At 46.6% G+C, this 25,677-nt stretch carries 23 protein-coding genes; 5 read left to right on the forward strand and 18 right to left on the reverse strand.

Annotation, left to right across the window (positions count from 1 at the left end):
* Positions 1-52: 52 nt before the first annotated feature.
* The 10 genes from V1501_RS20885 to V1501_RS20930 all read right to left on the reverse strand — a co-directional run bounded on the left by V1501_RS20885 (position 53) and on the right by V1501_RS20930 (position 10,967).
* Complete coding sequence (locus tag V1501_RS20885) at positions 53-757, reverse strand: response regulator (RefSeq protein WP_409290789.1); 705 nt, start codon at positions 755-757, stop codon at positions 53-55.
* 12 nt (positions 758-769) lie between these two features.
* On the reverse strand, positions 770-2,344 hold the full coding sequence (locus tag V1501_RS20890) for an ATP-binding protein (protein WP_409290790.1): 1,575 nt from the start codon (positions 2,342-2,344) through the stop codon (positions 770-772).
* A 78-nt stretch (positions 2,345-2,422) separates the two neighbouring features.
* Positions 2,423-3,949: a tripartite tricarboxylate transporter permease gene (locus V1501_RS20895; RefSeq protein WP_409290791.1), complete on the reverse strand. Its 1,527-nt coding sequence runs from the start codon at positions 3,947-3,949 to the stop codon at positions 2,423-2,425.
* Between the two features lie 18 nt (positions 3,950-3,967).
* Positions 3,968-4,423, reverse strand: a complete 456-nt coding sequence (locus V1501_RS20900) for a tripartite tricarboxylate transporter TctB family protein (RefSeq protein ID WP_409290792.1) — start codon at positions 4,421-4,423, stop codon at positions 3,968-3,970.
* A gap of 68 nt (positions 4,424-4,491) precedes the next feature.
* Positions 4,492-5,514 (reverse strand): Bug family tripartite tricarboxylate transporter substrate binding protein, encoded by a 1,023-nt coding sequence (locus tag V1501_RS20905; RefSeq protein WP_409290793.1) that lies wholly within the window; start codon positions 5,512-5,514, stop codon positions 4,492-4,494.
* 277 nt (positions 5,515-5,791) lie between these two features.
* Positions 5,792-6,622 carry a neutral zinc metallopeptidase gene (locus V1501_RS20910; protein WP_409290794.1) on the reverse strand — a complete coding sequence of 277 codons (831 nt, stop codon included), beginning with the start codon at positions 6,620-6,622 and terminating at the stop codon, positions 5,792-5,794.
* Between the two features lie 155 nt (positions 6,623-6,777).
* Positions 6,778-8,652 carry a molecular chaperone HtpG gene (gene htpG, locus V1501_RS20915; RefSeq protein WP_409290795.1) on the reverse strand — a complete coding sequence of 625 codons (1,875 nt, stop codon included), beginning with the start codon at positions 8,650-8,652 and terminating at the stop codon, positions 6,778-6,780.
* Between the two features lie 368 nt (positions 8,653-9,020).
* Positions 9,021-9,512, reverse strand: coding sequence for a methylated-DNA--[protein]-cysteine S-methyltransferase (locus V1501_RS20920; RefSeq protein ID WP_409290796.1), 492 nt, complete (start codon positions 9,510-9,512; stop codon positions 9,021-9,023).
* Positions 9,505-10,398 carry a DNA-3-methyladenine glycosylase family protein gene (locus tag V1501_RS20925; RefSeq protein WP_409290797.1) on the reverse strand — a complete coding sequence of 298 codons (894 nt, stop codon included), beginning with the start codon at positions 10,396-10,398 and terminating at the stop codon, positions 9,505-9,507. Before V1501_RS20925 ends, V1501_RS20920 begins: the two co-directional genes overlap by 8 nt.
* The gene (locus V1501_RS20930) at positions 10,398-10,967 is read right to left on the reverse strand and encodes a bifunctional transcriptional activator/DNA repair enzyme AdaA (protein ID WP_409290798.1); all 570 of its coding nucleotides are present in this window, start codon (positions 10,965-10,967) and stop codon (positions 10,398-10,400) included. The genes V1501_RS20925 and V1501_RS20930 overlap by 1 nt, the downstream gene beginning before the upstream one ends.
* Before the next feature lie 1,057 nt (positions 10,968-12,024).
* Between V1501_RS20930 and V1501_RS20935 the strand changes: the two genes are divergently transcribed.
* Positions 12,025-12,933: a Gfo/Idh/MocA family protein gene (locus V1501_RS20935; protein ID WP_409290799.1), complete on the forward strand. Its 909-nt coding sequence runs from the start codon at positions 12,025-12,027 to the stop codon at positions 12,931-12,933.
* 46 nt (positions 12,934-12,979) lie between these two features.
* Here V1501_RS20935 and V1501_RS20940 read toward each other — a convergent pair whose 3' ends face one another.
* The 3 genes from V1501_RS20940 to V1501_RS20950 form a co-directional block, all read right to left on the reverse strand.
* Positions 12,980-13,816 (reverse strand): phytanoyl-CoA dioxygenase family protein, encoded by an 837-nt coding sequence (locus tag V1501_RS20940; protein ID WP_409290800.1) that lies wholly within the window; start codon positions 13,814-13,816, stop codon positions 12,980-12,982.
* A gap of 145 nt (positions 13,817-13,961) precedes the next feature.
* On the reverse strand, positions 13,962-15,977 hold the full coding sequence (locus V1501_RS20945) for a Na+/H+ antiporter (protein ID WP_409290801.1): 2,016 nt from the start codon (positions 15,975-15,977) through the stop codon (positions 13,962-13,964).
* Positions 15,978-16,297: 320 nt separating this feature from the next.
* Positions 16,298-17,566, reverse strand: a complete 1,269-nt coding sequence (locus V1501_RS20950) for an MFS transporter (protein WP_409290802.1) — start codon at positions 17,564-17,566, stop codon at positions 16,298-16,300.
* Positions 17,567-17,756: 190 nt separating this feature from the next.
* On the opposite strand from V1501_RS20950, the gene V1501_RS20955 reads away from it, so the two are divergent.
* Positions 17,757-18,674, forward strand: a complete 918-nt coding sequence (locus tag V1501_RS20955) for an aldo/keto reductase family oxidoreductase (RefSeq protein ID WP_409290803.1) — start codon at positions 17,757-17,759, stop codon at positions 18,672-18,674.
* Positions 18,675-18,726: 52 nt separating this feature from the next.
* Here V1501_RS20955 and V1501_RS20960 read toward each other — a convergent pair whose 3' ends face one another.
* The 4 genes from V1501_RS20960 to V1501_RS20975 form a co-directional block, all read right to left on the reverse strand.
* Entirely contained in the window at positions 18,727-19,023 is a 297-nt protein-coding gene (locus V1501_RS20960; protein WP_409290804.1) for a putative quinol monooxygenase, read from the reverse strand.
* 36 nt (positions 19,024-19,059) lie between these two features.
* Positions 19,060-19,695, reverse strand: a complete 636-nt coding sequence (locus V1501_RS20965; protein WP_409290805.1) for a nitroreductase family protein — start codon at positions 19,693-19,695, stop codon at positions 19,060-19,062.
* A gap of 376 nt (positions 19,696-20,071) precedes the next feature.
* Positions 20,072-20,740 carry a type 1 glutamine amidotransferase domain-containing protein gene (locus V1501_RS20970; protein WP_409290806.1) on the reverse strand — a complete coding sequence of 223 codons (669 nt, stop codon included), beginning with the start codon at positions 20,738-20,740 and terminating at the stop codon, positions 20,072-20,074.
* Positions 20,741-20,893: 153 nt separating this feature from the next.
* Positions 20,894-21,460: a cysteine dioxygenase gene (locus tag V1501_RS20975; RefSeq protein ID WP_409290807.1), complete on the reverse strand. Its 567-nt coding sequence runs from the start codon at positions 21,458-21,460 to the stop codon at positions 20,894-20,896.
* A 191-nt stretch (positions 21,461-21,651) separates the two neighbouring features.
* On the opposite strand from V1501_RS20975, the gene V1501_RS20980 reads away from it, so the two are divergent.
* From V1501_RS20980 to V1501_RS20990, 3 genes are read left to right on the forward strand one after another with little or no spacing between them, the layout of a single operon-like run.
* Entirely contained in the window at positions 21,652-22,380 is a 729-nt protein-coding gene (locus V1501_RS20980) for a GntR family transcriptional regulator (protein WP_409290808.1), read from the forward strand.
* Positions 22,373-23,914: a gluconokinase gene (gene gntK, locus V1501_RS20985; protein WP_409290809.1), complete on the forward strand. Its 1,542-nt coding sequence runs from the start codon at positions 22,373-22,375 to the stop codon at positions 23,912-23,914. Before V1501_RS20980 ends, gntK begins: the two co-directional genes overlap by 8 nt.
* A 25-nt stretch (positions 23,915-23,939) precedes the next feature.
* A complete protein-coding gene (locus V1501_RS20990) occupies positions 23,940-25,286 on the forward strand; it encodes a GntP family permease (protein ID WP_409290810.1) in 1,347 nt (448 codons plus the stop codon).
* Between the two features lie 42 nt (positions 25,287-25,328).
* On the opposite strand, the gene V1501_RS20995 is transcribed toward V1501_RS20990, so the two are convergent.
* Positions 25,329-25,523, reverse strand: coding sequence for a hypothetical protein (locus V1501_RS20995; protein WP_409290811.1), 195 nt, complete (start codon positions 25,521-25,523; stop codon positions 25,329-25,331).
* Positions 25,524-25,677 lie beyond the last annotated feature (154 nt).

Below are 25,677 nucleotides of genomic sequence, written 5' to 3' on the forward strand. Positions count from 1 at the left end.
AGATTCTTCAAGATTGTTCATATTTGCAAGTACAGCCTCTTTCAATTGATCATCAGCCTTCCACTATGTACACTCTCTCTGGCCGGCCCACTGTTCCATAAGCCAGGTCGGCCTTGACCTTTTCCTCTGAAATGAGATGTTCCAGGTATCTCCTCGCCGTGGTCCTGCTTACTCCGATTTCCTTTGCCACCACTTCTGCTGTAAGACCCATATGCGCCCTAGCCAATACCTCCAGTACTTTTTCAAGAGTCAGGGGATCGATCCCCTTTGGTAAATAGGCTTTTTCACCGCTGCCTGCTTCAATTTCTTTTCGCAGCAGCTTATCCACCTGTTCCTGTGTAACCTGAAAACCGCGGCTTAAAGAGCGGAGATTGCAATGATATTCCTGAAACCGCAGAAGTGCCTGTTTGAATCTATCAAACACTACCGGTTTTATGATGTAATCGAATACACCGATGCTGATGGCCTCCTGGACTTTATTAATCTCTTTTGCAGCAGTGATCATGATCACTTCGATCTGCCTGCTTTCCATTTTTGTTTCTTTTAAAAGGTCAAGCCCGTTCATGTCAGGAAAATGAACATCCAGCAGCAGCAGATCCGGCTGCATGACTTCTATAAAACTTTTTGCCTCTGCATAGCCTGCCGCAATCCCCACTGTCTGAAACCCTTGTAACTGCTCGATGAACCGCTTTTGGATCTCTGCTATCCGCAAATCATCCTCAACGATCAACACCTCTATATCGCGACTTCTGTGCATGAAAACAACCCCTCATTTAGGTATCGCCACCGTAAATATTGTGCCCTCGCCCACTTCTGTTGAAAAAGTAATGACGCCGCCCAGACTCTTGACCGCTTCATTAACCAGGCTCAGCCCGATTCCCGCATTGCTGTTTTTACTCTTTGTAGAAAAGCCCTCTTGAAAAATTCTATTATCATCGCCTTCTGCAATCCCTTTTCCGTTATCCTCCACTTCAATAATGAGTTCCCTGCCAAGGTCTGTTAAAAAGAGTGAGACCTGCTTTTCCGGCTTTTCATTTTCTCTCGCTGCTTCAAAGGCATTGTTCACTAGATTGCCAATGATCGTGACCAGGCTTTTCCTGTCAATGGAAGCAGGGACGTCCTTGAAGCTGCTGCTGCGGTCCACGGTAAAACTGATTTTCAGTTCACTTGCCAGGCTGACTTTCCCTAAAACAAATCCTGCAATGATCGGATCCGGGATTTCAGTTATCAAGAAATGAATGAAGCCTTGTGTCACGTCGACTTCCTTTGAAATAAATTCAACCGCTTCTTTATAGGATCCCAGCTGAATCAAGCCCAGCAGGGTATAGAGCTTGTTCGAATATTCATGGGTCTGTGCGCGCAGGCCCTCAGCGTATGCCTTTACATGAGATAATTCCTGCAGGAGGCTTGTCAGCTCTGATTTGCTGCGCAGGCTTGCTACAGCACCAATCACTACACCCTTTTTGTCTAAAATTGGTATCCGGTTTACAAGGAATACTTCCCCCTGTATCATGAGCTCCCGGTCATGCTCCGCCCTGCCCGAGCGGGCAACCTCCAGCAGATGCGTATTCTCAATGACATCCTCGATTTTTTTACCGCGCAGGAAAATGTCATTTGGTATGCCGAGGATTTTATGGGCGGTTTCATTGACAACAGTCATTTTCCCAAGAGTATCGATTGCAATGATTCCTTCATGGATGGATTCCAGGATGGCATGCTTCTCCTGATACATCCAGGCTATTTCCCTCGGTTCCAGTCCGAAAATAGCCCGTTTAATGTTTAACGAGATTAATAGGGCAGCGAGTAAACCTCCTGCTAAAATAATAAGGTTTACGATAAAAATCTTCCTGGTGATTTTGGAAAGCTCCTGTTTGATATCAGTCTGTAAATAGCCGACAGAAACAACCCCAATTACTTCTCCACCACTGAATACAGGTGCCTTTCCCCTCAGAGAAGGGCCAAGGGTGCCAGTCGATTCTGTGATTGAGGAGTGTCCTTTAAAAACCTGGCCGTTATCGCCACCGACCATCTTTTGCCCTATCATTATTGGATTTGGGTGGGAGTACCTGATTTCATTGCGATTTCCGATCACGATAAATTCTGCTCCCACATCTTCCCGGACCTTTTCTGCAATAGGCTGAATGACAGCGGCAGGGTTTTTATCAAAAAAAGCTTCCTGGATGGATGGCATATTAGACAATGTTTCAGCCACCGACAACGCTTTTGCGCCTTTTTCATGTTTCAGATTATCTTCCATTATCGTTATGAAGGTGTACTCGAAAAATCCCCCCATAAGGATGATGAGTACACAAATCCCAAGCATTAATTTTGTATGTAACCGCAATGTTCACACCTCTATATCATCATACTAAAAAAACTCCTTAAAAAAAGGAGCTTTTCAAAATTATCTGATTATTACTAGTTATGCTGCTTCATTTATAATGACATTCTTTCCTTTCTTCTTCAAAACAACCGGAATGAGCAGCCATAGCACCGCCACAATCAAAAACACCGCTGAAATGGGACGTATCACAAAAATACTATAATCTCCATTTGATATGGTCAGGGCACGGCGAAAATTATTTTCTATCATCGGCCCGAGTACCAGGCCAAGCACGAGCGGTGCAATAGGGTAATCATGCTTACTTAGGAAATATCCCAGCACGCCGCAGACCAAAAGGAGCAGGAGGTCGTTAGTAGAAACCTGGACTGCATACACGCCGAATATCGAAATGGCGATAATGATCGGAATCAAAAACTGCTTTGGCGTCTGGATGATTTTCGCAAATACCTTAACCAGAGGCAGATTCAGTATCAGCAGCATGACATTGCCGATGAACATACTGGCTATCAATCCCCAGGCCACCTGTGGATGATCTTCAAAAAGCAGCGGACCTGGCTGAACATTGTACATCATTAATGCACCCATCAAAATGGCAGTAGTCCCGGAGCCCGGTATCCCCAATGTCAATAAGGGTATCATGGCTCCTCCTGATGCAGCGTTATTGGCGGATTCTGGTGCAGCCACGCCGGCAATTGTCCCGGTGCCAAACTTTTCAGGTGTTTTTGAGATCTTTTTTTCAAAGATATAGGAAAAGAAGGAAGCAAGCGTTGCTCCGGCACCCGGAAGGATACCGATAAAGAATCCCAGAATCGATCCCCTTGCTATGGGCCCTGCCGATTCCTTCATTTCTTCCCTTGTTGGCAGCAGAGTGTTGATCTTAGCGATATTGGTATCCTCTTCTTCATTTTCAAGGATTGTCTTAAAGACTTCTCCAAGGGCAAACAATCCTACAGCTACGGTAAGGAATTCTATCCCCTGATAGAGCCAGGGGACATCAAAGGTGAATCTTGCAATGCCAGAAACACTGTCAATTCCAATCGTACCAAGCAATAATCCGCTGACGGTCATGATCATCGCCTTGGTCACAGATTTTCCAGCCAATCCGCTGACGGCACCCAATCCAAGCAGCATAAGTGAAAAGTATTCAGCCGGGCCAAACTTCAGAGCAACGTTTGACAGCGGCTTAGCCAGTACAATAAGTGCAGCAAGGGTAAAAATGCCTGCTGCAAATGAGCCGATTGCAGCAATGGATAATGCGCTGCCGGCTCTCCCCTTTTTCGCCATCTGATAACCATCTAAAGTCGTCACCACCGAGGATGACTCACCAGGTGTATTTAATAAAATGGATGTAGTCGATCCGCCATACATAGCCCCATAATAGACCCCTGCCAGCAGGATGATCGCACTTGCCGCAGCCTGTTCAGGCGGCAGCCCTCCTGTAATAGAAGCAGTGACAGGAATAAGGAGCGCCACCCCGCTCATTGGGCCGATTCCGGGAAGCACACCGACCGCTGTCCCAATCAATACGCCCACGAAGGCAAATATTAAGTTATACCAGATAAGGGCAGTTCCAAAACCGTGAATCAGAAAATCCAGCGTACTCATCAGGCAGTCTCCTTTCTATTATGAAAACCAGATGGGCCATCCGGGCAGTGTCCCTTTCAATACATCGACAAATAAGAAATAAACAACCCCGGAAAAAACGGCTGAGATGATAAGTGATGTAATCCACTTGCTGCGCTCCATTGCTTGAAAACTGATGAACAAAAAAACGAAGGTAGTTATTACATAGCCAATCGTTTCAAGTGTCAGGATATACAGAAGTGCAGCTGCCAGGATAATGAAAAAAGTTTTATATTCAAGCTTGTCTTTTTTTCCTCCCTCAACGTTCGTACCGATAGTCTCGTAAAATAAGCGGATGCTTAACAAAACAAGGATTATGCCAAGGAATAAGGGGAAAATATCAGGGCCTACTACACTTCCATATGCAGATTGGCCGATACTTCGGCTTCCCGCAATAAAAAATACGCCGGCCGCAAGGAATAAGACAGCCGCAATATGATCAAATTTGAGGTTCATTTCATCACCCAATTTCTGAATAATTTAATGAGGCCGGCCCTTAAAACCTGGGACAGCCCCGTTTAGTTTTACTTCTGCATACCGAGCGACTTCAAAAGCTCCTGAACCTGGCTTTCCTGTTCCCCCAGGAACTTTTTGAAATCAGAACCATTTCTGTACTCCATTTCCCAGCCCTGTGTCTCTACTTCCTTTTTCCACTCTGGCGATTTTACCAGCTTTGCGATCGTCTTTTCCCAATATGATTTAGCCTCACCACTCATTTTTTCAGGGCCGAATACACCTCTCCAGATGGTGAACTCTGCGTCAATTCCCTGTTCTTTTGCCGTAGGCACCTCTTTAAAATCCCCGCTTAATCTTTCAGAAGCAGTGACAGCAAGCACTTTTACTTTCCCTGCCTTCAGGAACTCTTTTACACTTGAGGCATCGGTTCCGATAACATCGGCATTGCCGCCAAGAAGGGCAGTGATTGCTTCCCCTCCGCCATCATAGGAGACATATTTAAGCTTTGTCGGATCTAATCCGTACTTATAAGCCGGCAGGACTGAGATTAGATGATCCATTGAACCAGGGGCCGATCCGCCGGCAAAAGTAAGCTTCTTAGGATCTTTTTTGACTTCTTCAAGGACAGACTTTAAATCGCTGAACTTAGAATCCGCTTTAACCACTATCGCTCCAAAATCCTTTGTAAGCTGGGCAAGCGGTGCCGCGTTTTTATAGCCGTATGGGCTGTTGCCTTCCTTTTTAAGATTATTGATAATGATCGGCGGGGAGTTGACCAGAAGCATGTCCTCATTCTGTGCCTGCTGTGTTGCATATTCCGCCATGAAAACAGCTCCGCCTCCTCCCGGTTTATTCTCTACAGTCAATGGCTGCTTCACGAGCTTCGTCTCACTCAGAACCTTTGTAAAAGACCGGGCAGTCAAGTCCCAGCCTCCACCGGCTCCAGATGGGGCAACAACAGTGATGGCTTTTTTCGGGTATCCAGTCTTGGCGCTTCCAGACACTGTATCATTGCCGCTGCTGCAGGCAGCCAGGCTTAACATTAAGGCCCCCGCACTTATAACTGCATAAACCTTCTTGATCGATAACATATAAATCCCCCTTGTAAGCGTTTTCTTAATTTTACAAAAATAAAAAAACTAATAAAGTTTATAAATTTAAAGAGCATAAAAAACATAAAGGACATTTTGTTCATTTTGTTCATGAAAAAAGAAAGCCTCCAATGTCCAGCATTAGAGGTTGTAATTTGCTTAATTAAATTGCATAATACATCGTTTTGTTCTAATGATGAATGAACAGCTGAATCATCCAGAAATGCGTCCGCAGACATACAAAAAGCCTGCCTCCCAAAGGAAACAGGCTCCGGTTTTATAGATCTTTCGCCCTGAAGGTGTCTCCGCCTTCAATGGTCCCGTTTTCGAATCCTTTGTAGAACCAGCGCTTCCGCTGCTCTGATGTTCCATGTGTAAAGCTTTCGGGTACTGCATACCCCTGAGCCTTTTTCTGGAGGGTATCATCCCCGACAGCGCTTGCGGCATTCATGGCTTCCTCAAGGTCGCCTTTCTCAAGCACGTCCATTCCCTGGGCATGGTGGGCCCATACGCCTGCGAGATAGTCAGCCTGGAGCTCGAGGGGGACCGATTGTTCATTGGATCTTCCTCCGCCCGCTGTCTTACCCATGGACCCAAGCAGGTTCTGTACATGGTGACCGACTTCATGTGCGATTACATAGGCCATGGCAAAATCGCCTGGAGCCTGGAACTTCCGCTGCAGTTCATCATAGAAGCTTAAATCGATATAGAGCTTCTGGTCGCCCGGACAATAGAACGGCCCTACCGATGAACCCGCTGTCCCGCATGCAGACTGCACGCTGTCTGTATATAATACCAGGGTAGGCTTCTCATACACCCTGCCTTCTTTTTCAAAAACCTCCGTCCACACATCCTCTGTATCAGCAAGGACCACTGAGACGAACTGCGCCAGTTCTTTTTCCTCTGCGGATTCTTCATACGGGGCATCTGAACGGGATCCCGGATCGGTCACGCCCATATTATTCAAGAGATCCCCGGGATTACCGCCCATAAGGGTCACGATAAGTACAAGGATGATGCCGCCGATGCCGCCGCCAACCAGTTTGCCGCCGCCCATTCCCCTGCGGTCTTCTACATTCGAACTTCCTCTTCTACCTTTCCATTCCATCGATTTTCCTCCTGATCTTAAGTATAAACAGAAATGGATTGCTTTCTTTGTTATACCCACGATCAAGCTAATTAGTTATTTCTTTTCTAACTTTTTGATTTCAGACATACAAAAAAGGAGCATGGATGAGCATGCTCCCTGAATATTATTTCCTTTTAGACCATGATTTTGCAGATATCGTTTGTAAAATCAACCGGATCCTCGATTGGAAGACCCTCGATCAGGAGCGCCTGATTATAGAGCAGATTCGTGTACAGGGAGAGCTTCTGTTTATCCTGTTCGAATGCCGCTTTCAGGGCAGTGAATACGTCGTGGCCCGGATTGATTTCGAGCACCTTTTCAGCCTGGACATTCTGGCTGTCAGGCATTGCCTTCAAAATCTTTTCCATTTCGATGGAAACCTGGCCTTCAGCAGATAGACAGACCGGATGGCTCTTCAGGCGCTTAGAGATGCGCACATCCTTCACCTTGCCTGAGAGGGCCTCTTTCATGTATTGGAAAAGCTCTTTGTTTTCTTCTGAATCGGAAGCTTCCTTATCCCCCTCTTCTTCAAAGCCAAGGTCGGCGCTTGATACAGAACGGAACTCCTTATCCTGATAAGACATCAGCATTTTAATGGCGAACTCATCGATTTCTTCTGTAAAGAAGAGAATTTCATATCCCTTGTCAGCGACCATTTCCGTCTGTGGCAGCCTTTCAATCCGTTCGTTGGACTCTCCGGATGCATAGTAAATGTATTTTTGGTCTTCCGGCATTCTGGATACATACTCAGCAAGGGTGACGAGCCCTTTTTCCTTAGAAGAATAAAACATCAAGAGATCCTGGAGTGTTTCTTTATGGGTGCCATAGTCGCTGTAGACCCCATATTTAAGCTGGCGGCCGAACGACTTGTAAAACTCTTCATATTTTTCCCGTTCGTTCTTCAGCAGACTTTGCAGCTCTGATTTGATCTTTTTGTTAATGTTCCTGGCAATCAGCTTAAGCTGGCGGTCATGCTGAAGGATTTCCCTTGAAATATTCAGGGACAAATCATCGGACTCTACCATTCCCTTAACAAAGCTGAAATAGTCCGGAAGCAGTTCCGCACTTTTATTCATGATCAGCACGCCATTGGAATAAAGCTCCAGGCCTTTTTCGTATTCCGGTGAATAGAAATCATATGGCGTTTTTTCAGGTATGAATAATACCGCATGATAGCGCACGGCCCCGTCCACGCTAATATGAATGGATTTCAGCGGCTTATCAAAGCCATAGTGCTTTTCAGCATAAAAGTTTTCATAATCCTCCGGCGTAAGCTCGCTCTTGTTCTTTCTCCAGATTGGCACCATGCTGTTGATGGTCTGTTCTTCTGTTACTTCCTCAAGCTCCTCCTCGCTGCCTTCCTTCGGCTTTTGAGCGCTCACTTCCATCTTGATTGGATAGCGGATGAAGTCTGAGTATTTTTTGATGATCGCCTTCAAGCGGTATTCTTCAAGAAATTCATCATAGCTTTCCTCATCGCTGTTTTCTTTGATGTACATCGTAATCTCTGTGCCCACTGTCTCTTTTTCACACGGCTCAAGCGTATAGCCGTCCGCACCCTCTGATTCCCACTTGAAGGCTTCCGTGCTTCCAAGTGCCCTGGAGACTACAGTCACCTTGTCAGCCACCATGAAGGCGGAGTAAAAGCCCACACCGAACTGCCCGATGATACCGTGGTCCTCCTCCACTTCATTTTCCTTCTTAAAAGCCAGGGAGCCGCTTTTCGCGATGGTACCGAGATTGTTTTCCAGCTCTTCAGCTGTCATCCCGATCCCGGTATCTGTGATGGTAAGCGTCCGTGAATCTTTATCTGCCGCTACTTTTATGTAATAGCTGTCTTTATCGAAGTTCAGTGTGTCATCCGTCAGTGCCTTGTAATAAATTTTATCGATTGCATCGCTGGCGTTTGAAATCAACTCTCTTAAAAATATTTCCCGATGAGAATAAATGGAGTTGATCATCATTTCCATAAGCCTTTTTGATTCAGCTTTAAACTGTGTCTTGACCATTCGTTTTTCTCCTCCTGCGATTTTATCTTTTAGCACTCTTTACATCCGAGTGCTAACCCCCTTATTAAATATCATATCCTGTAATCGCGTGTCAACAGGCATGGAACCGTTTTATTTAGACTGTTCCCGAAAGTAATTACTGCTTTGGATTAAAACGTTGATTTCCGCTGCAGGCACTCTGCCTGCGCAGGGCCGGCGATGAGCCTTCTCAGCTTCGCCTGAAGGTTCAGCTTGCAGCTATCAAGGAGTCTCCGCCTGGAGCGGAGGTCACCTTATTAAACTATGACATTACTTACAAACATCAAAAACAACAACCTCTTTAAAAATGGACCTATTCAAAAGAAAAGCCGGCCTCCAAGGCCGGCGGTTCAATGATTCTGTTTAGACAGGACGGCTTCTTCATGGCGAAGCAGCCATTCCTTCCTCCATAGTCCGCCGGCATAGCCTGTCAGGGTCCCATTTGTGCCGATGATTCGGTGGCAGGGGATGACAATGCTCAGGCGGTTTCTTCCATTTGCTGTGCCTACCGCGCGGATTGCTTTCTCATTGCCGATGGCAGCTGCAATGTTTTTATAGGTACCGGTTTTTGCATAGGGAATGGCGGTCAGCGCCTTCCAGACATTCTGTTGAAAGGGAGTGCCATTCAGGAGATATGGAAAAGTGAAATCCATCCTGTCTCCTGTAAAATACTCGTGAAGCTGAACATAGCACTCCTTAACCGGTCCGGGAGCCCGGGTTGAAAGCATCTCCTCTGCTGCCTTCTTATCCGTGAAAAGGATGGAGAAGACCCCTTCTTCTGTACCTTTGATTTCAATCACCCCAACCGGTGATTCGTAATCTGCTGTATATAACTCAATCATATAAAGACCTCCATAAATAGAACACTGCATATGCTTCCCAGCCTCTCCACCGGGCTGCAGCACTGTTGATTTCATCTGTTGACGGCTTGTGAGAAAGTCCCAGCTGTTCTATCAGGGCATTTTGAAAACCGGCATCGCCTGCGGGCAGGGCTGAAGGTTCACGAAGGCACTTCATCAGGACATATTCGGCCGTCCAGTCCCCCACTCCCCTTATGTTCATCAGCAAAGCCTTCTTTTCTTTGAAGCCCCCTGCCTGGCGCAGGGATTCTTTTGTGAGCTTGCTGCCCGCCATGAGCCCTGCTATCCCGATTATATATTCTGCTTTCCTTTTTGTGAATGAAAACTGAGTCAGTTCCTCCGTACTGAGAACGGCTATCTGCCTGCAGTCCGGAAAAAGCCAATAAGTCTCTCCGCCATAATCCGCCCTTTCCCCGTACCTCTCTACAAAACGTTTCTTAATTTTATAGGCATACGAAAGATTGATCTGCTGCCCTATGACTGCCCAGGAAAGAGCTTCAAACAAGTCTGGGATGCCGATCAGCCTGAGTCCCTTAAACCTTACAGCCAGATCCTCGATGACAGGATCCCTGGCAGCCGTCCAAAAAAATCCAGTAAGATCGCGATCCAGGTCCAGCCATTCCCTGATATATACGGATGCGGCTTTTTGGCCGTTCTCTGAAGCTCCTGCTGGAAATTCTAAAAGGATTTGTCCTTCCTCGCAGGTAACCTTGATCAGAATTCTTTCATCTTCCACTTTTATCCGTTTAAACAGGGTACGCCCTTCTACTCTGTGCAGCACTTCCTCGCTCGATCGGTTTAGGAATGCCAGAATCTCCGAAAAATTGAAATGCGGCGGTCTCTCCATCTTCAAGTAAATCCCGTTCATCACATGTCCCCATTCTTTCGGGCGGAACGATATTCACTGGGAGAGCAGTGCATTAAGCTGCGGAAGACTTTGTAATAATTCGAGAGGCTGTGAAAACCTGCTTCAAAGCTGATTTCTGCACCGCTCAGATCTGTCTGGCTAAGCATATGGGCTGCTTTATCGATCCGGATTTTATCCAGGTAAGAACGCGGAGTCTCATTCATTTCAGCCTTGAAAACCCGTTCCAAATAAGAAGCGCTGACACCAATCTGCCTGCTGATATCAGCGAGCGTAACCCTCTCTTTATAATGGCCGGCAAGATAGGCGGCGATATCCTGTACCAGGCTCTCATGCGGAGATTTCTCCACTTCTGGCTGGCACCGTTTGCAGGCGCGGTATCCTGCTGCCTCCGCTTCAGCACGCTGCCTGAAAAATTCAACATTCATTTTCTTGGGCTTCCGTGACCGGCAGGATGGCCTGCAGTAGATGTGTGTCGTTTTGACGGCTGTATAAAACAGCCCGTCATATGCCCGGTCGCACGCCATGATTCTATCCCACATCTCCTCAAATGAAAAATTCACTAAAGACAAGCCTGTTCCTCCATTCTCTCAGTGGCTCTTTTATTTATTTTAACCGGAAAGACAGTCGATTTCGTCCTAATTCTTGCTCTTTGAGTCTATAAAAAAGCCAGGGCCATTTCTCCTTCCATTCATAACTTAGGGGTTTGGCACATTCTAAATGGAGTTCCTTGATCAACATGGATGGAGCCGGCTTAACCTTAATTTTTTTCCAGTATGTACCGGGTAAAGAGGGAAGACTATTGAAAGCATCCAAGCACCCCATCTTAACAATGGCCGCAGCAGCTGGTCTTGGGGCGGCGCTGTTTGCTTCCAGGCGTAAAAAGTAGGGTAATGTTTTTGAATGTTGGTTTATCTGAAGTTAAGGTAATTGGGCGAAAAGGCTTTTGACCCCATTGAAGCCGCTGTATGGAGAAAATGGTCTTAAATAATTTTTTATGACCAATGGGGGACCGCTCGGAGGGAAAACTAATCTTAAATAATTTTTTATGGCCGTTGGTGAAGGCAAATCGGTCTAATTGTCGCTTTACAACCAAATTGAGCTCTAAGTGAAGGCTAAATGGTTCTAATTGTCGCTTTGCGACCAAATTGAGCTCTAAGTAAAGGCTAAATGGTTCTAATTGTCGCTTTACGATCAAATTGAGCTCTAAGTGAAGGCAAAACGGTTCTAATTGTCGCTTTACGTCCAAATTGAGCTCTAAGTGAAGGCAAAACGGTTCTAATTGTCGCTTTACGTCCAAATTGAGCTCTAAGTGAAGGCTAAATGGTTCTAATTGTCGCTTTACGACCAAATTGATCTCTAAGTAAAGGCTAAATGGTTCTAATTGTAGCCTTACGACCAAATTGAGCTCCAAGTGAAGACAAAACGGTTCTAATTGACTCTTTACGACCAAATTGCGCTCCAAATTAAAGCAAACCGGTTCTAAACCGCCGTAAAAGCCAAACGATTCTTAGTATGAGCGCTGCCATAGAGCAGTGCTCTAATGATTTTCCCAGTACTCTCGGAATGCCTCCGGTACGGTGTGTGTGATAAACTCAAAGGCAAAAGAAAGGCTCGGGGTGAGTGATGATGAAAATTGGAATAATTGGAATTGGGGATATTGCGGCAAAGGCATATTTGCCGGTGCTTAGCGAGCGGGAAGGCATCGAACTGGTTCTGTGTACGAGGAATATCGAGACGCTGAATAAGTTTTCTCGCAAATACCGGATCCCGGAAAAGGTACAGACCGTCGATGAACTGATTGCTAAAAACATTGATGCGGCCTTCATCAGCACAGCCACAGAGGCGCATTTTGAAATGGCTGAGACACTGCTTCTGGCGGGGATAGATGTATATATTGATAAACCTATATCTCTGCATTTAAATGAAACAAAAAGGATTGTGGAGCTGGCTGAGGAAAAAAACCGGATTGCAATGGTCGGGTTTAACCGGCGTTTTATTCCGCCGGTTAATAGCCTGAAGGATCATGGAAAGGCAAACCTGATCCTCATGCAGAAGAACCGCTTTGCATCTCCCGATCACACGCGGCGATATGTAGTAGAGGATTTTGTCCATGTGGTGGATACACTGAGGTTTCTGATGGATACAGAGGTTATGGAAGTAAAGACAGAATTCCTGAAAAAAGAGGGTCTTCTTCATCAGCTGGTAGTGCAGCTTATTGGTGACGGATGCATTGCCATCGGCATCATGAACCGCGATGGAGGGGTGACCGAGGAAGTGATTGAATACCATGCAGGTCAGCACAAGTATGTGGTAAAGTCCCTTGTCGAGACGGTTCACTACCATAATAAAGACGTCAGCCTCACAGGCTTCGGTGACTGGGAGCCTACCCTCTATAAACGGGGGTTCTACCAGATAGCAGGCCACTTTATCGACTGCGTGCGGGAGAGGAAGACACCCGACCCTTCTATTAAGGACTCCTTGATCACCCATGAAATTTGTGAAAGAATTGTAGAGACCATTGAGGGTACGGAGTAAAAGTAAAAAATAAAGGATACCGGCTGCCGGTATCCTTTTTGTATATTCAGGCTTCACCCATCATCAGACCTTCAATGCTGTGGCCCTGAACGATAACTTCTAGTTCTTCTACAACCCGGCAGAACAGATGCTTTTTCAGCTCTTCCGGCAGGCTGTCATAAAACTTCCTGGTAACCTGCAGATCATGCCGCTCATGGTTGTTTGCGCCAGGTGCATCAACCCCGAGAACCAGCACCGGCCTTGCCTTGTCCGAATGATTGGCAGTTCCACGGTGGATTGTCAATGCGGAGCGGACAGAGATGTCCCCCATCTTCGGCAGCTTTTGTTCAGCCTTTTCTTCATAACGGGTATAGAATTCCTTCGGAGGGAACATCTCATGTTCAAATTGTGATGCATCGTCCCACTGCGTTCCAGGGGCAATTTCAAACGGCCCCATATCAGACTCTACATCCACAGTTGTAAGATTGAAGGCCAAAGAATTCAGGCGCCGTCCCTTCACAGTGTCTTCCGGTGCGGGGAAGTCCCGGTGCCATGGCTGGTTTACCGCCCCAGGATTCGGAACATCGAAGCCAATTTCGACTATCTTGTAATCGGGTCCAAGCACCGATTCGCAGACTGCCTTCACCCATGGATGGGTAACCAGTTCAACGAAGCCCCGGATATCCTCAGGATGGATCTCGACATAATGGCGCTTTGGCCCGCGGCCCACTGCCCCCCCGGGCCTTTTTAACGCTTCTTCATACAGCACAGCAATATCTTCGCCAAGCTCATTTGCAAATTGACGGCTGAAGGCTCCTTTCAGCCCTAATATCCCTGGTCCGTAGAGCGCTTCCATTATGGCGGCAGTATCGAATTCCATTGTTTTAGTTTCTGTGTTACTCATTGCCTTCCTCCTTCTGGTTTCCCATTTATTTATCTATGAACTTCCATGGTTTACATCCATATTATCGAGTCTCTGCAACCGGTGTCAATTTACAGCAGCCGCTCCCTTGGAGGAAGCAGCTGCGGCAGCCTGCAATGGCTTTTTGTCATTCTGTATACTCCTGAAGAGTAATGCTTTCATGATAATTGATAAATCTTCTTAACTCTTTTGCCTGGTTCCTTGAGATTTCGCCTGCCTCCAGCATGGTCCGGATCTTTGAACGCTCCAGGTCCATGACCCTGATCCGCAGTTCTTCCTTCTCCTCTTCCTTCTCGGTATTATAATGTGAGGAAGGTGCCTTTAACCGGTTGATCATTCTCTCATAATCGAGAATCACCACATTCACCATGTCCTTGCGCTCACTGTCCTTTAGACCCTCCAGGTGATCCAGGGCTGCCTGGAGCGCCTCCATCTGCACAGACTGTCCGAGACGCCATTTAGCCTCCATCGCCTCCGTCTCCTTCGGATGACGGCCCCTGAACCTTCTCCAGGCCCTGACCATTTTTCCGATTAAATAAGAGAAGCCGGATTGTGCATTTCTAGAAAGGGCTTCTTCACGATAATCAAAGAACTTCTGCAGCAAATCATATGTTTCCTGATCGATATCGCCGTCTTCCAGTTCTTTTTCAATATAATCACGCTCCGTCTTGATGGCTTCGAGTCTCAGTTCATTCATTTTATCCTGATACCGGTCCGTATCCTGATCCTCAGTTGAAGACGGGCTTACCTGTTGAAACATGAATTTGTATTCTTCAATAAGCTCATAAGCTGCCGTTTCGTTTTCCTCATTCACCTCGGAATGAAGCTTCCTTATTCCAGCGATCAAAAGTCTTTTCTTCGCTTCATCTATATCTATATACTCGTCCTGCTCTCCGCTGCTTTCTTCCTTACTTAATATGGGGAGCAGGATAGTAGCCGCAATCAGGGTGAACAAAATAACCCCGGCTGCCAAAAAGAGGATCAATGACCGCTCAGGAAAATCTGCACCGCTGTCTATAGCCATAGGAATCGACAGCACCCCTGCCATGGCAATGGACCCTCGGACTCCTGTCAGACTGACCATCAGGGTAGTCCTGAACGTGGGCTTTTCTCCCTGCTCAGTATGATATTCATAAGCGGCAAACAGATGCGCCCAGACAAATCGGATACCAAGTATCGCCACACTGATGGCGATGGCATATCCGACCAGCTGCCAATTTTCTATATTCGGATCCTTTACAGATTCCTTGATGGAAGAAGGGATATTCAAGCCTAAAAGCAAGAAGACAATGCCATTAAGAATAAAGGAAATCATGGACCAGATATTCTCGGTGAGAACCTGCTCTTCCGCCACCATCGTTTCGGTATGCTCCTTGACAAGGGCATGAACAATCCCTGCCACCACCACCGCAATGACCCCAGAGGCGTGAAGAAATTTCTCTGTTATGATAAAGATCAGGAAGGGTGTCATGATCTGCAGCAGCGAATGAAAGATAACATCTTCAATCCCATTCTGTCTCAGTGTGAACCGGAACCAGGTGATGAGAAAGCCAAGAACCAGGCCAAGGATGGCACCAGCTATAAACATATACGTAAAATCAAAGACAGCGGACTTTAAAGAAAAATAGCCCGTTACTACTGCAGCAACCGCATAATTGAATGCTACAAGGCCTGAAGCGTCATTGATCAGTGATTCTCCCCTGACCAGGTTCAATACCTTATTCGGAAGCCTGACCCTTTTGGCAATCCCGTTCACCGCAACCGGATCTGTCGGCGAAAGAATGGCCGCAAGCGCAAGGGCAGCCGCTACAGGAATGGCCGGTATAAGCCAGTGAACGAAATACCCGCCTGCAATGGTGGTCAATAAAACCAGGATGATGGCATTCCCGAGGATAGGTGCCCGCATTTTCCACAGCTCTTCGCGGGGAAAATGCCGGCCATCGTTATATAAAAGCGGAGCCACGAACAGCAGCAAAAACCACTCTGTCTCCAGCTCAAAAGAAACATCTTTATACAGCAGTGTCAAGAGGACTCCGAGTCCTATCTGAATCAGGGCTTCTGGTATAGATTGTATATAATGGCTGATAATATTTGAGATTAACAGGCAGACCAGCAGAAGAAGAACGGTCATTAATATATCCATTTACGCACTCCCATCCAACGTTCATCATAATTTTCCTTATTCCTCCATACCCCTTTTTATCATGTGTAAATACTTTCAGGAAAAAACCGCTAAACAATCTGCCACATCAAAAAACATGTGTTTAATTAATCGCGGCCCATGTATGGAAAGGACATAGACAAGAGCAGGAACAAACACAATTAGGCGGTGAAGGGGGAATAAAGGTACAAAAAGAGATAAAGGATGTTCATATCTAACTGCATGTAACCTTATGATCAAGAAAGCTCCGTCCATTTTCACAAAAAAGAAGGACCGGAATACACCGATCCTTCAAAGGCAGGTCAGCCAGTCATTGGCTTTGATTCCCTGCCTTCCCTGCGTTCCCGTATCAGCAGTCCCCCCGCGAGTCCGAGCATCGCAAACACAACCGAGATTATGAAGCCGTAGTGGTAGCCTACACTGTCTGGCGAGCCATTGAAATGATCCAATACCCTGCCGAATAAGCTTGGCAGCAATACTGCACTCAAAAAGCCGCCCGTGTTCGCAAAGCCTGATACGACACCAACTTCCTTTATATCAAAAGATTTCCGCACAACGGCAAAAGTAAGTGAACTGGCTCCATTTCCATATCCGATGATCAGGAAAAGGATAATCAGCATGTACATGGGCGGCTTACCGCTGTACAAAAGAAAGGCAGCCCAGCTCAGGCAGATGAAGATATGGACAATTACATATGGCCGCTTGATCGAATCGATACGGCTTGAGATCCAGCCGGTGAGCGGGGCACCGATGATCGCACCCAGCAGGCCGACCATGATAAGCTGGCTCGATTCAGAGCGGCTCATATCGTAAACATGCATGCCATAGGGCACAGCCCAGGATCCGATGAAGCCCACATAAGTGCCGACAGCACCAAAGTGACACAGGAAGGCGGCCCATGCCTGGCGGTCACTGAATATCCTGCGCAGGAGCACCCACGTTTTCTCACGTTTTATGGATGATTTCTTTACTTTTTTTGGAAGTTTCTTCTCTATGCGGGCCGGCTTCTTAATCAGTACAACATATAGAAGCATAGAACAGGCGCATAGAATGATGCCTGTTGTGAAAAAGGGCATCCTCCATCCTGAAAAGGCGATCCAGGCTGAAAACGGGACGGTGGCCATTAAAAAGCCGAGGCTCCCTGACATGCCGGCGAAGCCCAGCAGTCCTACAAACTCTCTTACTTTAAACCACTGGCTCAAAATCAGAACCAGGTTGACCCAGATTGTGGCATCCCCAATCCCGACCAACAGCCTTGCCGCAAGGAGGATATGCTCATTCGGCGCTGTGCTGTATAAAACTGTGCCAAGCCCTGTGAGCAGAGTTCCGAAGACAAGGAAGAAATTGGGCCCGAACCGGTCAGACAGAACCCCGATGGGGACCTGGAGACTGGAATAGGCAAGGAATTGGACGCTGGTAAGCAGCCCGATTGTCGAAGCCGTCACACTGAAGTCCTTCATGAGCTGATCTGAGATCAGGCCTGGCGCTGTCCGCTGGCTGACGATCAAAAAATATGTAAATAATACCGAGGCAAATACGACCCATCTATACCTGCTATTTTGCTTATCCACTGCTACCTACTCCTGTTGTTTGAGATGATTTTGTTATTATACTCCATTTTATCCCGTTAAAGTGGCCAGAAGACTTGCAGGCCTTAAAAATTGAGCCTGCCGCCCTTCTGTGTCAAAATAAAATTACATCAGAAAGTCCCGGAAAATCGGTGACGCTCTTACTATATTCCAATATTGGAGGATGTTAAACATGAGAACGATGAAACTTGGAAGCAGCCAATTAGAAGTCCCTGTTGTTGCGGTCGGGTGCATGCGCATCAATTCCCTGGACAAAACTGAGGCCGAACGTTTTGTACAGACTGCACTTGATGAAGGTGCCAACTTTTTTGACCACGCGGATATTTACGGCAGCGGAGAATGCGAGGAAATCTTCGCGGATGCCGCAGGCATGAGTGCCGGTGTACGCGAGAAGATGATCCTTCAGTCCAAATGCGGCATCCGCAAAGGAATGTTCGATTTCTCCAAAGATTATATCCTTGAGTCAGTCGACGGTATTTTGAAGCGCTTAAGAACCGATTATCTTGATATCCTTCTGCTTCACCGCCCGGACGCATTAGTGGAGCCGGAAGAAGTAGCGGAAGCATTCGATATTCTGGAGTCTTCAGGAAAGGTGCGCCACTTTGGTGTTTCCAATCAAAAGCCGATGCAGATTGAACTGTTGAGGAAATATGTGAAACAGCCCCTGGTTGCCAATCAGCTTCAGCTCAGCATCACCAATGCCAATATGATTTCAAACGGCATTAATGTAAACATGGAAAACGAATCAGCGGTGGACCGTGACGGGAGTGTGCTGGACTACTGCCGCCTTCATGACATCACCATCCAGCCGTGGTCTCCATTCCAATACGGATTCTTCGAAGGCGTATTCCTTGGAAACGAGAAATTTCCGGAGTTGAATAAACAAATCGACGAAATAGCAGCGAAATATGATGTCAGCAATACAACGATAGCCGTTGCCTGGCTTCTGCGTCATCCGGCACACATGCAGCCTGTGATCGGTACAATGAATACCGGCCGCCTAAAAGACTGCATCAAAGCAGGCGATGTCCACCTGACTCGTGAGGAGTGGTACAGCATTTATCGTGCTGCAGGCAATATTCTCCCATAAACTTATTTAAAAGCCCCTGCCGGATTAAAAGGCAGGGGCTTTTTTATTGAATTTACAATTTCACAGGCTGTCCATCGAATGCCTTCACATCAAGCGGGGCTGTCAGGAAGTCCTTTGCTTTACCAACAAATGAAGTGAAATGGCTGCTCTGGTTATGGCTGGCGACTGCCCCCGCATCCTTCCAAACCTCAACCATAGTGAAGACATTTTCGTTCTCTGTATCCTTTTGGAGGCTGTAGGATACATTTCCGCTTTCTTCGCGTGAAGCTGCGATCAGCGGCTGTAGTTCTGTCAGGAACTCATCCTGTCTGGCTGGATTAACATGGAATGTAGCGTGAATAATAATCATTGACTATCTTCCCCTCTTTTTTGTGATTTGGTCAGCTTACTTCCACTGTGCCACCCGGTCAATGGGAAGGCGGACAGACTTATGGCCAGTATCCGCTGCTTTACCGATTGAGATAAGCATAACAGGGATATAGCGCTCCTTGTCCATTCCAAATGCTTCTGCGATCTGATCTTTCTCAAAGCCTCCGATTGGATTTGTATCATACCCATAAGCACGGGCAGCCAGCATCAGCTGCATAGAAACAAGGCCGCCATCCACCAGCACTACATCTTCCATGTCAGTTCGGGAGATGGTTTCAAAATAACCGGTGAATGATTTGTGAATGCCTTCTTTTACTTCAAGCGGCATATGTCCTTCTTCTACTGCCCTTCCGTAAATTTCTTCAAACTTCTCAAAGTTGTTAAGATCGCCGAATACAGCAATCACTGCGGCAGAAGTTTCAACCTGGTTTTGATTGAAGCGGGCAAGCGGCGCGAGGGTCGCCTTCCCTTCCGGACTTTCGATTACCAGGAAGCGCCATGGCTGCATATTGACCGATGAGGGTGCAGTGGTGGCAAGTGCGAGGATCTCTTCCATTTCCTCTTTGCTTATTTTTACAGCCGGATCATAATTCTTGATTGAACGGCGATTCTTAACGATTTCATTAAAGTCATTAATCTTTTGGTTTGTCATAGCCGAGAAACTCCTTCTATCTTATCTGAATGTATTTTATTTTTCATTCAGTGCTGTTATTTATGCAGATTTACAATGAATAAAATTACTCCTAATTGCCCTGTTTGTAAACTGATAGGGCTTAGGGAAGGAGTGCCATTGGCTGCATAAACCCCGGCTTGGCTCATCGTCCGCCCGGTGGATAGCGAGTGCCTCTCGCTGCAATCCACTTTTTTATCAACAGCCACAACGTATGCCTAAAAAAGGTGACAGAAGCGAAAAAACATTATTAATTAGTTAAAATTATATAAAAAGACTTTACTCTATTAGCAATTCTGCATATTTTTGAATTTAAAAAAGGAGACTGTCCCTTACAATCCGGGACAGCCTCCGATTTTCATTCTCCTAATTTCTCAACAACAGCCTTCGCTACGCTCTCTGTGGACTGCGGGTTCTGGCCGGTAATCAGATTTCCATCACTGATTACATGATCTACCCAGTCATCCGCTGTAATCACATGGGCACCGAGCTCCCGCAGACGTGTCTCTAGCAGGAACGGCATATGGACATCAAGCCCTGTTGCCCGTTCTTCGCTGTCAGTGAAGGCAGCGAGATTCCTGCCTTCAACAAGCGGGGTTCCGCCTGTAAGCTTGACACCCGTTAACCCGGCGGGGCCGTGACATACAGCCGCTACCACTTTATCCTCCTCATACATCTCCCTGACAATCTCTTGAAGTCTTGTATTGTCTGGCAGGTCAAACATCGTTCCATGGCCCCCGGGAAGGAAAACGGCATCAAATCTAGAAAGGTCCTGAACATCTTCAATTTTCAGCGTGTTTTCAAGGTATTGGGCCGTATCCAGTATTTCCTGTGGTGTTTCGCCGCCCTCGAGGCTGCGGTCATCCACAGGTGCTTGTCCGCCGCGCGGGCTTGCAACCGTCACTTCATAGCCTGCCTTCGCAAAAGCCACATATGCCTCTCCGAATTCCGAGAGCCAGAGTCCTGTGGAATGGCCGTCATTCATTTTATCAGCAGTGGTTACTATAATTAAAACATGTTTTGACACGTATAATTCCTCCTAAAAATATTATAATGCTTACCATTCTCTGAAGAAGGCAACAGTATTTGCTTCCTTCTCTCTTTACCCTATTTTGTTCAAGTAACCACCTTTTGAATTCCGGCGCAAAAAAAAAGAGAACCTGAAAATCAGGCACTCCTTCTATTTATTAGGAAGTTGCTTTTTTTGTTTCTCCAATTGTATCTTCTTGATTTCCTGGGCAAGCTCCTCCGGCCACCATGCCCCGCATTCATCCGAAACAATGCACGCCGCACATGCCTCCAGGTCATAAACCTTCATCCCGCTGATCGGCGGAGAATAGAGATGCAGAGTCACTAGTTCAGGGCCAGCCGCCTTCATCTTGTGGACTCCTTTTCTAGGTGCATAAAAAAGCTTTCCATCTTGGTGAAGCTCCTCAAACAACTCTTCAGGCCAGCCATTTCCATCCACTTTATATACAGTATTGAGGGAACTCCCGGAGAGCACCTTTATCCAGCCTTGGGAAGCGCCATGATCATGGGGTGCACACTCCAGCTGGGACCAGTTCATCACAAGCATTTCGACTTCCTCATTGTGATACAGAAGCTTACGATAATAAGGCCTGCCTTCTGCTGTTCTGAGCAAAGGCTTTACATCTTCAAGGGTAAGCTCCAGGTCAAGCAGCGCCTTTTTGAGTTCCTTTCTTGTCGGCTGGTTTATTAAATCCAGGACCTCTCTTACCTTTTCCATCCTGGTATCCCCCTTTCTTAATGCAAACAGAAATATGCAGGCAAGCGAGCGAGCCGCAATATTTCTTATATGTATGAATGCAGTTCGAATGGAGTTCCCAAATGTTACAAAATAAAAGCGCTTGCAAATTTAAAGGAGAAAGTTATAATACTTGTATACAAGTATACTTGAGTTGCTTAGAAGGTGAATAAATGGCCGAGCGAAACGAATTTCTATATCCTGCCAAATGGCTCGCAAAGGCTTCCACAGGAGACCGCCTTGCATCTGAGCTAAGAATGAGGATCATTTCCGGATGGATTGAAAGCGGTACCATCTTGTCTGAAAATAAAATAGCTGCTGAATTTTCTGTTTCCCGCTCACCGGTGCGGGAGGCATTTAAAATTCTTTCATCGGAAAACATCATCCGTCTTGAAAGAATGGGTGCAGTGGTTATTGGCCTGTCGGAAAAGGAAATTGAAGAAATATATGATGTACGGCTTCTCATTGAAACGTTTGTCTTTGAAAGGCTTGCTAGAATTGAGACGGATGAATTGGTAAAAGAACTGAGCAAGATACTGGAAATGATGAAGGTCGCATTCAAATATAGCGATGCGGACGAATTCTCCTTCCAGGATGTTCTATTCCACGAAACAATCATCCGGGCCGTCAATCATTCTTATATGCTGATGATCTGGACTAACCTGAAGCCTGTCATGGAAAGCTTTATCCTGATATCGATGCGGGTCCGGATCAAAGAAAATTACGAGGATTTCAGACGCATCATAGAAAATCATGAACTATACATTGAAGCCATTAAAACAAGGGATCGGGCCAAGATGATTAAATCGCTGCATCAAAATTTCGATGACGTCCAGGGTAAAGTGGATGACCTCTGGATGTCACAAAAGATGCTGGCAGAAGGAGTGGAGAAAAATGACTAGCTATATGCTTGGGATTGATATTGGAACAACGAGCACAAAAGCCGTTTTATTTGATGAAAATGGAAAAGTGATTCAGCAGGAAAATATCGGTTATCCGCTCTACACCCCTGATATATCAACAGCAGAGCAGGATCCTGAGGAGATATTCGATGCGTTCATCCTCGCTGCCGGAAATATCATGAAACATCAGCCCGGGAAAAAAATTGCCTTTGTATCTTTCAGCAGCGCCATGCACAGCCTGATTGCCATGGATGAAAATGACCGGCCGCTGACTCCCTGCATCACCTGGGCGGATAACAGGAGTGAAGCGTGGACCCATAAAATTAAGGACGAATTGAACGGACATGAAATATATAAGCGCACAGGTACACCCATACATCCCATGTCCCCGCTGAGCAAGATTGCCTGGATCACGAATGAACGCCCTGAAATCGCTTCCAGGGCCAAGAAGTACATCGGAATTAAAGAATACATCTTTAAAAGGCTTTTTGATCAGTATGTGATTGATCACTCCATCGCTTCAGCTACCGGAATGATGAATTTAAAAAATTTGGACTGGGATGTGGAAGCTCTGCAAGTAGCAGGAATCAATGCCTGCCAATTATCTGAGCTTGTTCCAACTACTGCCGTATTCAGCAATTGTGATGAAGAACTGGCCAGGGACATGCATCTCGATCCGGCCACGCCTTTTGTGATCGGTGCAAGTGACGGGGTCCTGTCCAACCTTGGGGTGAATGCCATAAAAAAAGGCGAAATCGCCATTACCATCGGGACAAGCGGAGCGATCCGCACAATCATCGACCAGCCGCAGGTGGACGATAAAGGCAGGATCTTCTGTTATGCCTTAACCGAAAATCACTGGGTAATCGGCGGACCTGTCAATAATGGCGGTATGGTCCTGCGCTGGATTCGCGATGAATTTGCTTCATCTGAGATTGAAACGGCGAAGAGGCTGGGAATCGATCCTTATCAGGTATTGACCAAGATTGCAGAACGGGTACGGCCTGGATCCGACGGTCTCTTGTTCCATCCGTATCTTGCAGGTGAGCGTGCACCGTTATGGAATCCTGATGTCCGCGGCTCTTTCTTCGGCCTGACGATGTCTCATAAGAAAGAGCATATGATCCGCGCTGCCTTAGAAGGTGTCATCTACAATCTATACACGGTATTCCTTGCTCTCATTGAGTGCATGGACGGGCCTGTCACCCGTATTCAGGCAACCGGCGGATTCGCCCGGTCCGAGGTATGGCGCCAGATGATGGCCGATATCTTTGAATCTGAAGTGGTTGTCCCCGAGAGCTATGAAAGCTCCTGTCTCGGGGCGTGCATCCTGGGGCTCTATGCGACAGGGAGGATCGATTCCTTTGACGTGGTTTCTGAAATGGTGGGAAGCACTTATAGACATACGCCAATGGAAGAAGCAGCCAAGGAATACAGACAGCTTATGCCTATCTTTATCAGCCTCTCGAGAGTTCTTGAAGAGGATTACACACAGATTGCCAAGTATCAGAGGAGTTTAATCAATAAAAAATAGATATTAATTTTAGGGGGAATCAATCATGCCATTAGTTATTGTAGCACTTGGAATTTTAGCTCTTCTATTATTGATCATGGGCTTGAAGCTCAACACATTCATTTCCTTGATCATCGTTTCATTCGGTGTCGCCCTGGCATTGGGCATGCCGCTTACAGATATCGTCAAAACGATTGAAGCCGGCCTCGGCGGGACACTCGGCCATCTGGCCCTGATCTTCGGTCTTGGCGCCATGCTTGGAAAATTGATCGCAGATTCAGGCGGCGCTCAGCGTATCGCCATGACACTGGTTAATAAATTCGGTGAAAAGAATATCCAATGGGCAGTAGTCGCCGCTTCTTTCATCATCGGAATTGCACTGTTTTTTGAAGTGGGTCTTGTACTATTAATCCCGATTGTGTTTGCTATCTCAAGAGAATTAAAGATTTCCATCCTGTTTCTCGGCATTCCAATGGTGGCAGCGTTATCTGTCACACACGGATTTTTACCGCCGCATCCAGGGCCAACCGTCATTGCTGGTGAATACGGCGCCGATCTTGGCCAGGTACTGCTTTATGGCTTCATTATCGCTGTTCCTACCGTAATTTTGGCTGGTCCGGTATTTACGAAGATCGCCAAGAGGCTCGTTCCGGATTCGTTCAACAAAACGGGCAATATCGCTTCTTTAGGAGAACAAAAAACGTTTAAGCTTGAAGACACTCCTGGTTTTGGAATCAGTGTATTCACAGCCATGCTTCCGGTAATCTTGATGTCCATCGCCACCATCATCACCCTTGTTCAAAAAACAATGGGCGTTGAAGATAATAGTATGCTCGCAGCCATTCGTTTTATCGGGGATGCTTCCACTTCCATGCTGATTTCCCTGCTGGTCGCTGTTTATACCATGGGTCTGGCAAGGAAGATCCCAATTAGGGATGTAATGGATTCTTGTACCAATGCAATCGCCCATATCGGCATGATGCTCCTTATCATCGGTGGCGGCGGTGCCTTCAAGCAAGTGCTGATTGACGGCGGTGTAGGCGATTATGTAGCTGAACTGTTCAAAGACACGTCTCTATCGCCGATCCTGCTTGCCTGGATCATCGCAGCCATCCTGCGTATCTCACTCGGATCTGCAACTGTGTCAGCACTGACAACAGCCGGCCTGGTCATCCCGCTGCTCGGCCAGACGGATGTCAATCTTGCACTTGTGGTTCTGGCTACAGGGGCAGGCAGTCTGATTGCCTCCCATGTAAACGATGCAGGCTTCTGGATGTTCAAGGAATATTTCGGATTAAGCATGAAAGAGACCTTCGCAACCTGGACTCTGCTTGAGACGATCATTTCAGTTGCCGGACTAGGATTCGTCCTGCTGCTCAGTTTGTTTGTATAATAAGAAGATCCCGCACTCCATCTGTGCGGAATCTTTTTTTATTTAAGAAAAGATAAGCAGCAGGCCGAATCCTGCTATCCAAAGAAATGGGATAAAGGTGATGATGACAGCCTTTCTTTTAGAACGGATACAGAATACCCAGGCAAGTATGGAACATGTGAGGAAGGCCACCGGGTAAGCCCCTACTCCAAGGACAAAAGCTGTATTGTCGAAATGGATGCCCGCATCAAAGCTCATGAACGATAATCCCCAGATTGGAAGTCAGGGAATCAGGCAGAGGGCATACAGGATCTGGGTGGTGATGAGGAAGGTCTTCATACTCTCCTCCTGAAGGTGTACGATTTCTTTCAGTATATTCAAAAGGACCTATCCTTATAAGTACCATGCACAC

The sequence above is a fragment of the Paraperibacillus esterisolvens genome, from assembly GCF_046237625.1.
Lineage (GTDB): Bacteria > Bacillota > Bacilli > Bacillales > DSM-1321 > Paraperibacillus > Paraperibacillus esterisolvens.